Source organism: Tenacibaculum sp. M1.3A (genome assembly GCF_057732375.1).
On record NZ_JBYJEF010000006.1, the window covers coordinates 145402 to 161773 of the forward strand.

Annotated in this window: 9 protein-coding genes; 5 read left to right on the forward strand and 4 right to left on the reverse strand. The window is 30.0% G+C overall.

Translation table 11 applies throughout. The features are described 5' to 3' along the window. Positions 1-8: 8 nt before the first annotated feature. Together ybeY and AC28QF_RS10675 are read right to left on the reverse strand one after the other, a co-directional pair. On the reverse strand, positions 9-425 hold the full coding sequence (gene ybeY / locus AC28QF_RS10670; protein WP_488201722.1) for an rRNA maturation RNase YbeY: 417 nt from the start codon (positions 423-425) through the stop codon (positions 9-11). A 38-nt stretch (positions 426-463) separates the two neighbouring features. Further along, complete coding sequence (locus tag AC28QF_RS10675) at positions 464-3766, reverse strand: DUF4175 family protein (protein WP_488201721.1); 3303 nt, start codon at positions 3764-3766, stop codon at positions 464-466. A 125-nt stretch (positions 3767-3891) separates the two neighbouring features. On the opposite strand from AC28QF_RS10675, the gene AC28QF_RS10680 reads away from it, so the two are divergent. Then, complete coding sequence (locus AC28QF_RS10680; protein WP_488201720.1) at positions 3892-4698, forward strand: hypothetical protein; 807 nt, start codon at positions 3892-3894, stop codon at positions 4696-4698. Between the two features lie 121 nt (positions 4699-4819). Further along, on the forward strand, positions 4820-6337 hold the full coding sequence (gene gltX / locus AC28QF_RS10685) for a glutamate--tRNA ligase (protein WP_488201719.1): 1518 nt from the start codon (positions 4820-4822) through the stop codon (positions 6335-6337). 54 nt (positions 6338-6391) lie between these two features. Here gltX and AC28QF_RS10690 read toward each other — a convergent pair whose 3' ends face one another. Together AC28QF_RS10690 and AC28QF_RS10695 are read right to left on the reverse strand one after the other, a co-directional pair. Further along, on the reverse strand, positions 6392-6982 hold the full coding sequence (locus tag AC28QF_RS10690; RefSeq protein ID WP_488201718.1) for an outer membrane beta-barrel protein: 591 nt from the start codon (positions 6980-6982) through the stop codon (positions 6392-6394). Between the two features lie 54 nt (positions 6983-7036). Continuing rightward, positions 7037-7471, reverse strand: a complete 435-nt coding sequence (locus tag AC28QF_RS10695; RefSeq protein ID WP_488201717.1) for a TerB family tellurite resistance protein — start codon at positions 7469-7471, stop codon at positions 7037-7039. A 456-nt stretch (positions 7472-7927) separates the two neighbouring features. Here AC28QF_RS10695 and AC28QF_RS10700 point away from each other — a divergent pair, with 456 nt between their 5' ends. The 3 genes from AC28QF_RS10700 to mfd all read left to right on the forward strand — a co-directional run bounded on the left by AC28QF_RS10700 (position 7928) and on the right by mfd (position 16207). Next, positions 7928-9130: an exonuclease SbcCD subunit D C-terminal domain-containing protein gene (locus AC28QF_RS10700; RefSeq protein ID WP_488201716.1), complete on the forward strand. Its 1203-nt coding sequence runs from the start codon at positions 7928-7930 to the stop codon at positions 9128-9130. 12 nt (positions 9131-9142) lie between these two features. Beyond that, on the forward strand, positions 9143-12796 hold the full coding sequence (locus tag AC28QF_RS10705; RefSeq protein WP_488201715.1) for an AAA family ATPase: 3654 nt from the start codon (positions 9143-9145) through the stop codon (positions 12794-12796). A gap of 75 nt (positions 12797-12871) precedes the next feature. Beyond that, positions 12872-16207 (forward strand): transcription-repair coupling factor, encoded by a 3336-nt coding sequence (mfd, locus tag AC28QF_RS10710; protein ID WP_488201714.1) that lies wholly within the window; start codon positions 12872-12874, stop codon positions 16205-16207. Positions 16208-16372: the final 165 nt, after the last annotated feature.

Genomic DNA, 16372 nt, shown 5'->3' on the forward strand with positions numbered 1-16372 from the left:
GAACGATTTTAGTTTTCGTTTAAAATTTTTAAAGAATTGTTTTCTTTAGTACGCATTATTTGTTTTTCAGCATCAGTTTTATCCTTGTATTTCATGTAATGTAAAACACCATGAATAATAACTCGATGCAATTCGTTTTCAAATAAAACATTAAACTCTTTTGCATTTTCTTTTACTCTTTCGATAGAAATAAAGATATCTCCTCCTACTAACTTCCCTAACGTATAATCAAAACTAATGATGTCGGTTAAGGTGTCGTGTTGTAAAAATTCAACATTCATTTTATGTAAATAACTGTCATCACAAAATACATAGTTGATTTCTCCTAATTCAAATTCTTCTTTCTCTATACAGTTCTGAATCCACTTAGAAGTTTTTTCTTCATTTTCTAATTGAAATTCGGTTTCGTAATTAAATACAATCATTCTTTAATTTATGTTGTAATAAAAATAATTTAAATCTATTACTTGTTGTTTTTAGGAAGGTTAAAATACTCTTGAACCTTCTTTTTATAATCAGGGCGCAAAGGTAATGATTGTCTGTTTAATATCTCTGTTTGGTTATAGAACAACTTCTTAAACTTTAATTCCTTAGCCCTTTCTTTATTATACTCTTGTAAATTGGTATTTGATTTACGTTTTTTATCACGATTTTGTTCGAATGTAGCCTTCTCTAATTTTAGTAATTCATAGTTTAATTGTTGCATTCGGTTAATGCTTTGCTGAGTAAAACCTTTTTCTAAAATATCATTCTCTAACTGTTCCATTGCCTTAAGAGCTTTTTTGGCTTTACCATTACCACTTTTACCTTGGCCAATGGCATCTTCTAATTGCTGTCTTAATTCCGATTGTTGTTTATATATTTCATACAACTCGCCATTTAAACCTTCTCCTTGCTCTCCGCTCTCACCTTCTTTTTTCCCTTTTTCCCTACCTTTTTTACCGTCTTTTCCATCTTTAGGTTTACCGCCTTCTTTCTTTTGCATACCCTCTTGCATCTTCTTCATTAAATCACTTTGCTTTTTAATAATGTCTGGCAAGCTAAAAGATTTCCCTTTTCCCTTTCCTTTACCACTACCAGGTTTTGGGTTTTGCATAGCATCTAGCGTATTGCTTAACATATCTGCTAAAGTGTTTGCAGATGTCATTATATAACGCTGATTTGTTATTCCGTTTTGAAATTTATTATCGGCAAAATTCTCTAAAGATTCACTTAAATTGTAATGTGCTAACGAAAGTTGATCTTGTACTTTAGATGATATTTTAGGGTTTTTCATTGATAAAACAAATAAGCTATCGTCAATATGTTCAAAATAACTCTTAAGTAAATATTGCTTTTGTAGGTTTTTACCAAAGTTTGGATGTGAAGAATTGGTTGATGAAAACACATTCATTAATGCTTCTTGATCAAAAGAAAATGTAATTAAGTTTTCTAAAACCTGGCGCAAACCTTCCATGTTTTCTTCTTCCATATCAGCACTCATTTCTTGCATCGAGTCTTGCATCTTCTTACTCATCTCTTGCATTTTTTTCGCTGCTTTTTTCTGATTTTCTTTTGATTCAGATTGCTTTTTATTTGCTATATTTTCTTCTGATTTGTTAAGTTCTTTTTGGGTTTCATCAGATAACTTTTCCATAGAAGGCATTTTCATCGGAGATTTTAATTTTTTATTATCTTTTTTTAACTCATTAAGTTCTTCTTTTGCTTTCTTAAATTCTTTATTTATTGCCTTTTGTTCGTCGTTTGTTGCCTCCTTTTTTGATAATTCATCTTGTTTTTTTGACAACTCATTTAAATTATCCGCTACTTTTTGCATTTTCTGTTCAACATAAAAACGCTTAGTCATTTCTAATATACGTTCTAAACTTCTTTCTTGTTGTTTGTTTTGCTCAGCTAGTTCTTTTGTCTTTTTTATTAAATCTTCCCTGTTAAGCTTCTCAGCTAATTTTTTTAGTTCATCTAATATTTTCTGTTGCTTATCTAGCTTTTTAAGTTCTTCTATTCGTTGCTTTAATGCTTCTTTTTTCTCTTGTAAGCTTTCGTTTTTTTCTTTCTTCTCAGTAAAATTGTTTTGCAAATTTTCGGTTTGACGTTGCATCATTTGCTTATACTGATCTTGTCTTTTAATTAAATTCTTAATTTTTTTCTGATCATTCCAATTAACATTTTTCTTGTTTTGTAGCTCAAATTGAATTTTCTCCAATTCTTTTTTACTTCGTTCTTGTTTATGTAATGAGTTTTCTAAGTTATCAATATAGTTACGTTGTTCTTGTAAAAGCTCCTGCTCTATCTCATTGGTTGTTTTCTGTCGATAAGAAAATTTCTGACTCTTTGTTTTTTTATTTCCGTTTACGGCATCGTTATCAAATACCTGAAAATATAGTTCATAATCAACTCCTTTTTTAAGATCTAAATCCCCAGGAAACTCAAAGAAAAAAGTTTGAATATTATTCTTATTTATAGCAATCTTTTTTGAATCTAAAGCAGCACCAGTATTTTTATCGTAGTAAACTAACTCTAATTTATTAAAACCATAATCATCCGAAATCTGTCCAACAAACTGTGCATTTCCTCTTGCAATACTATCTATATTAGAATTTACATTTATTAAAGGATGCTCATCCGTAATAACCGCTATAGAAAATTGTAGCTGTTCGTAATCTTTTAAACTACTGTTAGAAGTGGTAATTTGATAATTAGTAGCTTTTTTAACCTGCTTTTTAAGTTGAAATTCATCAGTTTTAGTATTGATAAAATTATAACGTTTTTCATTTAATACTAAGTTAACACTATCTGTTTCAGTTGTTTTAACTTGCCATTCTACAATTGTTCCTTGTGGAACATTTAGGTTTCCGGTATTATTTATAGTCTCGTTTTTCTTTTTAGTATAACTAGGATACTTTAAATTCAATGAAATATTTTGAATAGAAGGTGTTTTTATAACAGCTAAATTAAAGGCTATAGATTCTATACCGTTTGCACTAGCGTAAAAATTAATAGGTTCTTGTACTTCAATAAATGTATATGAAAATAAACCATTGCCTTCATTTTTTAAAAAATATTGTTGTTTATTAAAATGGATTTTTGCACTTTCGGGAATAATTTCTCCCGTTGTTTGCATATAAATTGTAATATCTTTTCCTTTAATAACGGTTAAATCGGTGGTTGTTAAATTAAAATAAAAAGGTGCAGGAGCTTTATAAGCAACCGTATGATTTACTACACGATTAAAACTATCGGATAGCTTTTGTGTTGTTCCTGTTACAAATGATAATAACCAAATAAAAACCGGAATCACAGCGTATTTTAAGTATTTAATATTGCTGTTAAAATTAACTGCTTTGTTAAATGAGATTGGCTGAATCTCATTCGATTTTTGTTCTATACTAGCTAATAATAAATCAGATTGATTACTATTTTGCTTTAATTGTAATATGTTTAAAAGCTTATCCTTTACCTCTGGAAAATGATTTCCAATAATTTTAGAAGACTCTTCAAAAGAAATTCCTCGCTGTAATCCTATAATTTTAAAAACAGGAAAGCATATAAAACGGAAAAACAAAAACAATTCAACAACCAAAAACAACCAAAATAATAAAGTTCGGGCAGTAGGTTTAAGCCATAAAAAATACTCTATAAATAAGGTAAAAAACAAGTATAAAACACCTAATGAAATAAATAAAATAACACCTTTTATCAATTCATTTGTGTAGTATTTTTTACTAAACAGTTGTAACTTTTTTTCTATTTTGCTAAAATTCTCCATATCAGTCTATAAAAATACTATATTTAAAAGTAAGTTTAAGTTAAAGGTTTCTGTAAGATTTATTTATTTTTAACTACTAAACAGTTGAAATTTCATTTTAAACTTTACTAATAACTATTTATCGGATGAAAAAACTAACTACTTTACTACTATTATTTATTTCTTTTAACCTTTTTTCTCAAAGTCCGTGGACTAAAAAGAAGAACGAAACCTATGTGCAATTATCATATACATCGATTTCTAATTATGATAAATTATTTGGAAGTCCAGAAATAAATCTAAGTCAAAAAATTTCAGATAACACACTACAATTATATACCGAATACGGTATATCAGACAAAACAACTTTAGTTTTAAATTTTCCGTTTAAACTAACATCATCAAATGCAACATCAGCACCAAGTAATAATTCATTAGGTAACGTTCAATTCGGAATAAAACATAACTTTAGTAATAAAAAATGGTTGTTAACAGGGCAATTAAATGTTGAGGCCAATACAGGTAATTATGATGCGGTAACAGGTTTACGAACAGGTTATGATGCTTGGAGTTTTACACCATTATTTATTGCTGGTAGAGGTTTTAATAATTGGTACGTACAAGCTTTTACAGGTTTTGATATTCGCACAAACGATTATAGTAGCAATTATAAATTAGGTGGTGAGATTGGTTATAAAACATTAAACTGGCTTTGGATTGCTGGTTTTTTAGATGGTGTAGCATCTTTAGATAATGGAGATATTGTATTACCATCAGAAAATTTAAACACAGGTTTGTATGTTAATAACCAAAGTTATGCAGCCTTCGGATTAAAATTAATAGGAGAAGTTAATGCTAATTTTGGAGCAAACGTTGCTTTTGGTGGAGCTTTTGCAGGTAGAAATGTTGCACAAGCACCAGCAATTAGTTTTGGTTTATATCACAAGTTTTAAACTATCATATACTATATTTAATTACAAAGAGAAGCTTTTATAAAAGCTTCTCTTTTTTCTTTTATCTAATTTCTATTCTCTTTTTATTAAAACTATCTTTGCGCTTTCAAATTAATAAAAAATGACTGACAACGTAAGAGTACGCTTTGCTCCTAGCCCAACAGGACCTTTACATATTGGTGGTGTAAGAACTGCTTTATTCAATTACTTATTTGCTAAAAAATATAACGGAACTTTTGTGTTACGTATCGAAGATACCGACCAAACACGTTATGTAGCAAATGCTGAACAATATATAATTGATGCCTTAAAATGGTGTAATATTCCTTTTGATGAAGGACCAGGAAATAATGAAAAGTTCGGACCATACCGTCAGTCAGAACGTAAAGAATTGTATAAAAAATATGCAATTGAATTGATTGAAAAAGGGTGGGCTTATTATGCTTTTGATACAGCAGAAGCATTAGATGCACAAAGAAAGAAAGATGAAGAAAACGGAAAAACGTTTATTTATAATTGGCACAATCGTGCTACGTTAGATAATTCATTGAATCTTTCTGATGAAGAAATCAAAAATAAATTAGCAGCAGGTACAAAATATGTTGTCCGTTTTAAAACCCCGCAAGATGAAACTTTGTTATTACAAGACGAAATCCGTGGAACGATTAAGATAGATACAAATACGTTAGATGATAAAGTATTATTTAAGTCAGACGGAATGCCAACGTATCATTTAGCAAATATTGTTGATGATCATTTAATGGAAATAAGTCATGTTATTCGTGGTGAAGAATGGTTGCCTTCTCTCCCACTTCACACTTTATTATATCGTGCATTTGATTGGCAAAGTCCGAAATTTGCGCACTTACCATTAATTTTAAAACCAGTGGGTAAAGGAAAATTAAGTAAACGTGATGGCGATAAATTAGGATTCCCTGTATTTCCTTTAGAATATACAAACGAGCAAACAGGCGATGTTTCTCGTGGTTATAAAGAAGATGGTTATTTCAACGATGCATTTATAAATATGTTAGCTTTATTAGGATGGAATCCTGGTACAGAACAAGAAATATTCTCTTTAGAAGGGTTGGTTGAAGCTTTCGATTTAAGTAGAGTTAGTAAATCTGGCGCTAAGTTTAGTCCGGATAAAACAAACTGGTTTAATCAACAATATTTACAACAGAAATCAAATAAAGAATTAACAGAATTATATATCACTATTCTAAAAGAAAAAGGAATTGATACTGATTGTGCTTTTACTGAAAAAGTAGTTTCATTAATAAAAGAGAGAGCTACGTTTGTTGCTGATTTTTGGGATTTATCAAGTTTTTTCTTTGTGAATCCTTCAGAATATGACGAAAAAGCAGCTAAAAAGCAATGGAAAGAAACTACTGGCGAGCTAATGCAAGAATTAACCACAGTTATCGATAAGATTGAAGATTTTACGATAGAAAATGCTCAAACTGATATTAAAGGCTGGATAACGGCTAAAGAAATTGGTTTTGGTAAAGTAATGCAACCATTACGTTTAAGTCTTGTAGGTAAATTAGCAGGACCTGATTTGTTTGATATTATGACAATGATTGGTAAAGAAAATACACTACAACGAATTAACAATGCGATAGCAAAATTATCATAAAAACAAAAATCCCGCTTTATTAAAGCGGGATTTTTATTTTATATACTATTGTTTTTAAAATTGATTATAATAACAAGAAGAAGAGTTTCCTCCACGATTTACACTACCACTACTATTCCAATCTAATTTAAAAACCAACCCTAAAGTTCCTTGAATATGCGAACGCATACTTTCGTAACTTTCAAGAGAGTGTTTGTAATATATCTGTGGGTTTATTCCTATTTTATCAGTTAACCAATAAATACCTCCAGCACCTACATTAACAGTTGGTGTCATTTTTCGTTCAGAATCAACAACACTGGCACCTACAAATACATACGGACTAAATTTATCTAATAAGGCATCAAAGTTATAACGTAAAGAACCATCCATAGAAAAATAATTTGCAGAATTACTAATAACACCAATATCATCAATTGTATTAAATGACATTGCTCCGTCAATAGATAAACGTTCGCCAATTGGCATCGTTATGCTAATAACAGGTGTTTGAAAAAGATATTGATCTCCAATAAAGGCAACATCACTTTCGTTAAACTTAGTAACTCCCATACCAATACCTATTTGCCAAGAATCATTTAAATTTTGTGAAAATAAATTTATTGAGCAAAAAAGGATTATAATTAATAAAATTTTATTTTTCATAATTAGGAGCGTTTATAATAATAACTTGATTAACTGCAATTTAGTATAAATGTTTTAAATAGCATTTACTTTTTTAATTGCAATTGTAAAAGCATCTAAATCATTATCATTCATTACTAAATGAATTGCTTCATCACAAACTTTTTCTACGTTATCTGTAGGGAATTGTAAAGCAACGGCAGTTTTTTGCATTAATGTTATTTGTTTTTTATCTACATGTTCATCAGCAAAAACCATTTTTGTTAAACGGTACAAACGCTCAATACGTTCATCGTAACTAGCAGGTGGATTAACAGGAAACTTTTCTGGATTTTTTAAAATCTCAGTATATTCAGTTTCATCAATATGTAATCTTTTTGCAGCTCTGTCTAATAATTTTTGTTCACCTTCGGCAATAATACCATCTGACTTAGCAATTTTTACAACGCTAGCAAAGTGCCCAATTTCTTGTTTGTGTTTTCCACTTGAATATAAATCTGATATTGACATTTTTTATGTTTTAATAATTAAATTTAACTTTTACTCCTTAGAGGCAAAGATGAAAAAAAAAGTAAAGATAAACCTTTTACGAAAGTTAATAAATATAGAATAAAATAAACTATTATTTTTTCTTATAGTTTTTAAATAGATAATAATTAATATCAATTTTAAAGACGTAAAATAAACATGTTTAAAGCTGTTTTAAAAACTAGGCTACATATTAATTGTTTATGATCTCTTGGCTTATTAAAACATTCTTAAATGCAGTGTTTTTATTACAAAGTAAATAAATAGTCAAGTTGATCAAATAAGTAAAATAATTTTTAATTATTATGTAGATTTAAAAATGAAAAACTAAAAAAGTAATGGTTTACTATTCCTAGTCTTTATTTTTACAAATTATAAAAGATAAAGTTTTTACCTTCTTAATTTATAAGTTGCTTTTAAATTTTAAAAATATATTAAATGAAAATACTTCATACTGCCGATTGGCATTTAGGTCATAGATTACATGAACAATCACAATTAGAAGAGCAAACCTTGTTTTTAAATTGGATTGAAAACTATATTATCGATCAAAAAATTGATGTATTATTAATTTCAGGAGATATATTTGATACCGGTTCACCATCTAACCAAAGTTTGGAGATGTATTATAGTTTTTTAGTAAAGTTAAAACTAACAAGTTGTAAATCTATAATTATTACTGGCGGTAATCACGATTCGCCAGGAACTTTAAATGCACCAAAACATATATTAGATGCATTGTCTATAAAAGTTGTTGGTAAAGCAACAGAAAATATTGAAGATGAAGTTTTTGAAATTCAAATAAACGACGAAAAAATTATTGTTGGTGCAGTTCCTTATTTGCGTGATGGAGATATTAGAAGAGCCGTAGCAGGAGAATCTTTTGATGAGCTTACAGATAAGTATAAAACAGCTTTAATTAACCATTATCAGTTAGTTGCAGCACAATGCGAATTAATAAATACAAGCAATGTACCCGTTATTGCAATGGGACATTTATTTGCAACAGGTGGTTCGGTTTCTGATAGTGAACAAAATATTTATGTAGGTACTTTAGGGCATATTGGCGCAACAGATTTTCCTGCTTATTTTAATTATATCGCCTTGGGGCATTTACATAGACCACAAATAATTGGTGGAAATGACAAAGTAAGATATTCTGGTTCTGCGAATATTTTAAGTTTTAGTGAAATTAATTACGATAAAAAAGTACTGGTTTTAACCACCAAAAACAATGAAATAAATGCTATTGAAGATGTTGTGGTTCCACGTTTTAGAGAGTTTTATAAATTAACGGGAACCATGACCGAATGTATTGATGGGTTTTCGAGTATTACTTCTAATCCTTATAAATTAACACCTTGGGTAGAAATTGTTTTAAATGAAAATAACACTATAAATACAGAAGAGCTAAAACTAGCTGCTGAAAAACATTCTTTCGAAATATTAAAAACCTCTTTAAAAAAACAACGAAAAACACAAGGAATTGAAGAGTTGCTAGAAAACACAAAATCGATTAAAGAATTATTACCTACCGAAGTTTTTAGGCTAAAATGCGAAGAAATGGATTTTGATTTAAAGGAAAATCCGGAAGTTTGGGACGCCTTTAATGAAATATTACAAGTTGTTAAAAATCAATAATTATATATTGATATGAAAATATTAAAAATAGAATTACAAAACATAAACTCTTTAAAATCGGATACACCTATTGTAATCGATTTTGAAAATGAGCAATTTAAGGATGTTGGTTTATTTGCCATTACAGGTTCTACTGGTGCAGGAAAAACGACTATTTTAGATGCTATAACGATTGCTTTATATCATAATGTTCCACGTTTTAGTGGTACAAAAGGTTCGTTGATTGATGTGGTAAGTCACAGTGCAAATGATGCGTTTACTAGAGTTACTTTCGAAAACAATAATTTTATTTATGAAGCTTTTTGGGGAATTAGAATTGCTGATAAATCAGGAAAAAAATATAAGAACGCCAAAGAAGAAGTAAGTTTAAAAAACTTAACAACCGATGTTATTATTGCTACTCAAAAACGAGCTTTAATTATAGAAGTTAATAAGGTAACTCAGTTAGATTATAATCAGTTTTTACGATCTGTAATGCTTGCTCAAGGTGATTTCGCATCGTTTTTATCGGCCAAAGGGCCAGATAAAGGAAAGTTGTTGGAGCAAATTACAGGTGAGGAGATATATAAAAAAATTGGTCAAGGTGTTTTAGATAGAAAATCAAAAGAAGATAAAAAGTTAAAAGATATTCAAGCTAAAATTAATGCCGAGGATGTTTTATCAACAGAAGAAAAAACAGCGCTAAAACAAAAAGATACGGCACTTACTTCGGATATTAATACTATCGAAAAAGAGTTAAAAGCTACGCAAGTTATAGCAGATTGGTATGTTCAGTTTGATAAATTAACTACAGAAGCGAAAGCTTATGAGGAAGCTGTTAAAAGTATTGATATTTATATAAAAAAGCATCAAACAGAACTAGATGCTTTGTCTTTAAATGAAAAAGCAGTTCCGTTTAAAGAGCTTATTCAGGATTTAAATAGAACAGAAAAAGAGCAACTTCAAAAAATAGCAACATTAAAAAAAATAGATCACCAATTAGCACAACTAAAACCAACAATTGATGGTTTAGAAAAATTGGTTTCCACAGAAAAATCAATGTTTGAAAAAGCAAATAAAGAATTTTCGGAATGGCTGCCAAAATTCGAATTCATAACAAAACTAGACGGACAATTAAAAAATGAAGTAGCTCAAAAAGAAAAAAATACGCAACAACTTAAAGGATTAACCGAACAAGTAGAGCGTTTAAAAGAAGAAGAAAAAAGCATACTAAAAGAAATTACAGTAACGACGAGAAAAGTAAAAACAACTACATTATTTTTAAATGAAAACAAGTTTTTAAAAGAGGTTGCTGATAAAATTTCTAATTGGACACAAGAATTAACAACCTTAAAAGCTAGTAAACAATCTTTAAAGGAAGATGCAGATTTTGTAACGCTTAAAAAGAAAGAAGTTCTAAAAAACACGCATCTTTTAACTACTGATGTTGAATTATTGGCTAAAAAATCAACAGAAATTTCAACGATAGAAAAACAATATGCTCGCATTTCAGATGAATTATTAAAAAAAGATATTCAGCAGCTTTTAAAGAATAAAGAAGAGATACTGATACAAAAAGACAATTGGGAACAGTTTAAAAATATTTCTGAACAAACCCTTAAAACCAAAGCTGCACAAACGGAAATAGAAGCCGAGCAACACAAATTAGTAAACGCTTCGAAATTAGTAGAAGAAGAGTTGAAGTTGGTGAAAATAGCTTTTGAAAATCAAGAAAAAGCAGTTAGTGATGCTTCAAAAATTTTAGATTTAGAAAAAAGCATTGCAAATTACGAAAGTGATCGCTTGCGATTAAAATCAGGAGAACCTTGTGGTTTATGCGGATCTACAGCACATCCGTTTGTAGATAATTCCAAAATAAATGAGGTTTCTAAAGCCGAATTAGATTTTAATTCAAGAAGAACAAAACTACAGGAACTTTCAACTTCTAAGAGTCGTTTAGAGGTGAAAAAAGCACAAATTGTAACCGCAATTGACGGATTAACGAAACAAAGAAAAGCCATTGTTTTATCGCTTGAAGATTTTAAATTATCAGCAAGTAAAATTAATATTCAGTGTGAATTAACTGATGTTGATAAAATAAAATTAACCTTAGAATCAACCTTAGAAGCGTTGATGATTTTAAATAAAGACATTGTAATTGCTCAAAAATTACAAACAGCTAAAAATGAATCTTCAGAGAAAATAAATATTTTAAAAGAAGGTTTAGGTACGTTAACAACATCGGTTGCTACCAAAAAAGAGCATATTAAAAATAGCACCAACGAAATTGAAACCAAAGAGCAAGCAATAATACGTTTAAATACAACTTGTAGTAATTTAGAAGATGATTTAAGAGTAAAACTGGCAAAATATAAATACCCATTGCCATCTGTTGAAACGATAGATATTTTTATTCAAAATATAGAAGCATCTATTAGTAATTACAATAAAGAAATTCAAGTTTTTAATACACTAACATCAGAACTTGCTGTTTTAAATAACAATGTAAAAAACAATAAAAATCAGCAAGAAAAAGATGATAAAATTTACAAAGAGTATTTTAAAAATAAGGAGGAAAATGATGTTAAAATAAAAGATTTTACTACAAAACGAATCGCTATTTTACCATTAAATATTACGGTTACAAATAAAAGAGAGCAGTTACAGTTGGTTGTTAATCAACTTATAGAAAAATTAGAAAATCATAAGAAAGATTTACAAAAACATCTGGACATAAAAACTGAAACGGTAGCTTTAAAAACAAATACGGCTAAAGAACAAACGGAGCTAATTAAAGTTTTAACCAACTTAAAATCAAATTTAGCGAGTGATTTAAAACAAAGTGATTTTACAAGTAAAGAGGAAATTGAAAAAGCATTATTACCTAAAGAAGATTTAGAAAAATACACGCAAAATAAAGAGCGTATTAAAGAAAATCAGATTACTCTTAAAACCAAAAAAGAAAGTAATTTAAAAGCTTTTGAAAACTTAAATAAACAACGAGATTTTGAAATTTCAGTAATAGAAAACAACGCTATTTTAGAAGACTTATCAATAAAAAATAAAGGATTTTTAACCGAAAAAGGTAAAATAGTAGAAGCTTTTAGAAAAGATCAAGAAATAAGAGATAGAAATAAAGAAGTTTCTAAAAAGATAGATACACAAGCAAAAAATTGCGGTGTTTGGGCTTCATTATTTAAAGTTATAGGAAATTCTAAAGATGCGTTTAATGTGTACGTACAGCGTTTAACCCTAAAACATTTGTTAGACCTTGCCAATGTGCATTTGTATAAGTTGAATAAGCGCTATTCATTAAAAATGGAAGAAGCGTATAAACCCAAAGAAGAGCTTAATTTTAATTTAATTGACCATTACCAAACCGATCAGGCAAGATTGGTAGATACTTCCAGCGGTGGCGAAAAGTTTATTATCAGTTTAGCGCTAGCCTTAGGTTTATCAGATTTAGCGAGTAAAAATGTAAAAATAGATTCTTTATTTATTGATGAAGGTTTTGGTACTTTAGATAGTAATACATTAGAAACAGTAATTTCTACATTAGAAACTTTACAAGCACAGGGTAAAATGATCGGAATTATATCACATGTAGAAAATTTAAAAGAACGTATTCCTACTCAAATTAAAATCACCAAAAAAAGCAACGGAATAAGTGTTGTTGATATCGTATAATAGCATTTTGGTAAAGAATAAAACGGACTAAACACAAAGAAATAATACTCGTATATTTGCGTAAATTTTTTAAGGTTGAGCAAGCAAACTATTGTAAATCATTACCAACAATCAGGCAACGTAAAGCAGGTTGTAAATGCACTTCAACAAGAACAACACCATTTTCAAATAGTGAATTTGGTTGGTTCTTCGTTGTCTTTTGTTATTTCTGAAAGTTTTAAAAAAGCTGATAAACCCTATTTGTTAATCTTTAACGATAAGGAAGAAGCAGCGTATTATTTAAACGATTTAGAGCAATTATTAGGCGATAAAAACGTGTTATTTTATCCAGGATCTTACCGAAGACCGTATCAAATAGAAGAAACTGACAATGCCAATGTATTGTTGCGATCTGAGGTTTTAAATAGAATTAATTCGCAAAAAAAACCAGCAATAATTGTTACCTATCCTACTGCCCTATTTGAAAAAGTAGTTACTAAAAAAGACCTCGAAAAAAATACCTTAAAAATTACGGTTGGCGAGAATGTATCTCCCGATTTTGTAAACGAAGTATTGTTTGAATACCACTTTAATCGTGTGGATTTTGTTACCGAACCCGGTGAGTTTTCGGTACGTGGAGGAATAATCGATGTGTTTTCATTTTCTAATGATGAACCGTATCGAATGGAGTTTTTTGGTGATGAGGTAGATAGTATTCGAACTTTTGATGTAGAAACACAACTTTCTAAAGAGAAACTGAAGAAGGTTTCTATAATGCCGAATGTAGAAAACAAAACACTACAGGAAAGTAGAGAGAGCTTCTTAAAATACATTGCTTCTAAAACAGCTATTTTTGTAAAAAACAGCGATATTATTACCGAAAATTTGGATAAGTTCTATAAAAAAGCAGAGTTATCGTTTAATGAACTATCTACAGATATAAAACACTCAAAACCTTCAGAACTATTTTGTGATGGTGCTTTAATAAAAGAACAATTAGCAGATTTTACATTAGTTGAAATGTCATCTCGAGCAAACTCGAGAGATGTCTCGCAAATAAAATTTGATACCCACCCGCAGCCATCTTTTAATAAAAAATTCGATTTGTTAATTCAGAATTTCAATGAATTTTCAGTAAAAGGATTTACCAATTACATATTCTGTTCTAACGATAAACAAGCACAACGATTTCACGATATTTTTGATGATAATGAAGCCGAGGTTTCTTATGAAACTATTGTGTTTCCGTTATATCAAGGATTTGTCGATTTAGAAAATAAGATTGTTTGTTATACCGATCATCAAATATTTGAGCGTTATTATAAATTCCGTTTAAAAAATGGCTATGAGAAAAAGCAATCCATCACTTTACAAGAACTTACCAAGTTAGAAATTGGCGATTATGTAACGCATATCGATCACGGAATTGGAAAGTTTGCTGGTTTACAAAAAATTGATGTAGAAGGTAAAAAACAAGAAGCAATTAAGCTTATTTATGGCGATCGTGATATTTTATATGTAAGTATTCACTCGTTACATAAAGTATCAAAATTTAACGGTAAAGATGGTAAGCCGCCTAAAATATACAAACTAGGTTCTGGCGCTTGGAAAAAAGTAAAACAAAAAACCAAAGCAAGAGTAAAACACATTGCATTTAATTTAATTCAGTTATACGCAAAGCGAAAATTACAAAAAGGATATGCTTTCGGGCCAGATACGCACATGCAACACGAGCTGGAAGCTAGCTTTATTTATGAAGATACTCCAGATCAATTTACATCAACTCAAGATGTAAAAGCAGACATGGAAAAACCACAACCGATGGATCGTTTGGTGTGTGGGGATGTTGGATTTGGTAAAACAGAAATAGCAATTCGTGCAGCTTTTAAAGCAGTAGATAACGGAAAACAAGTGGCAATTTTAGTGCCTACAACCATTTTGGCATTTCAGCACTTTAAAACCTTCTCTGAGCGCTTAAAAGACTTTCCGGTTACAATTGATTATTTAAATCGTTTTAGAACCACAAAACAGCGTAACGCTGTTTTAGAAGGAGTTACTAACGGAAGTGTAGATATTGTGATAGGAACGCATCAATTAACGAATAAAAAAATCAACTTTAAAGATTTAGGTTTATTGGTGATTGATGAAGAACAAAAATTTGGCGTTGCCGTAAAAGACAAGCTAAAAACGATTAAAGAAAATGTTGATACTTTAACGCTAACAGCAACACCAATACCACGAACGCTACAATTTAGTTTAATGGCAGCGCGTGATTTATCAGTAATAAAAACAGCGCCACCAAACCGTCATCCGATAGAAACCAATGTGATCCGCTTTAGCGAAGAAACAATTCGTGATGCTATTTCGTATGAAATTTCTCGAGGTGGTCAAGTATTTTTTATCCACAATAGAATAGAAAACATCAAAGAAGTAGCTGGTTTATTGCAACGTTTAGTTCCGTCGGCTAAAATAGGAATCGGTCATGGGCAAATGGAAGGTAAAAAACTAGAGGAATTGATGCTTGGGTTTATGAACAATGAGTTTGATGTATTGGTATCTACCACTATTATCGAAAGCGGATTAGATGTACCAAATGCCAATACTATTTTTATAAATAATGCCAATAACTTCGGATTGTCGGATCTGCACCAAATGCGTGGTCGTGTTGGACGATCTAACAAAAAAGCATTCTGTAATTTTATTACGCCGCCTTTTCATATGATGACGGATGACGCCCGTAAACGTATTGAAGCATTGGTGTTGTTTTCTGATTTAGGAAGCGGATTAAATATTGCCATGAAGGATTTAGAAATTCGTGGCGCTGGAGATTTATTAGGTGGTGAACAAAGCGGATTTATTAATGATATTGGATTTGATGCTTATCAGAAAATTTTGGAAGAAGCTATTCAAGAGCTAAAAGAAAACGAGTTTAAAGAACTGTATCCGGTAGATGAAAATGCGCCGAAAGAGTATGTAAAAGAAGTACAGATAGATACCGATTTCGAAATTCTTTTTCCTGATGATTATGTAAATTCTGTAACCGAAAGATTGAGTTTATATAACAAATTAGGAGCGTTAACCGAAGAAAAGGAATTGGTTGAGTTTGAAAGTCAAATTACCGATCGTTTTGGTGAATATCCAACGCAGGTTCAAGATTTATTAAACAGTGTGCGTATAAAGTGGTTGGCGAAAGAGTTAGGTTTAGAAAAAATAATCTTGAAGAAAAAACGTATGATCGGCTACTTCGTTTCTGATCAACAAAGCGGATTTTATCAAACACCAGCATTTACCAAAATGTTGCAATATGTTCAAAAGAATTCTAAAAGCTGTGTAATGAAAGAGAAACAAACCAAAAACGGATTGCGATTATTAATCACTTTTATTAGAATTGATTCAGTGAACACAGCTTTAAAAATATTACAAAAAGTATAGATTTATGTCATTGCGAGGCGCGAAGCAATCTTTATATATAAAATTGAATCAAGAGATTACTTCGTCATCCTTCCTCGTAATGACGAGCAGTATGGTTATTCTTGCTAAATGTGAGAACGGACGTCATTGCGAGGTACAGAAGCAATCTGTATCTAAATAGAAGAT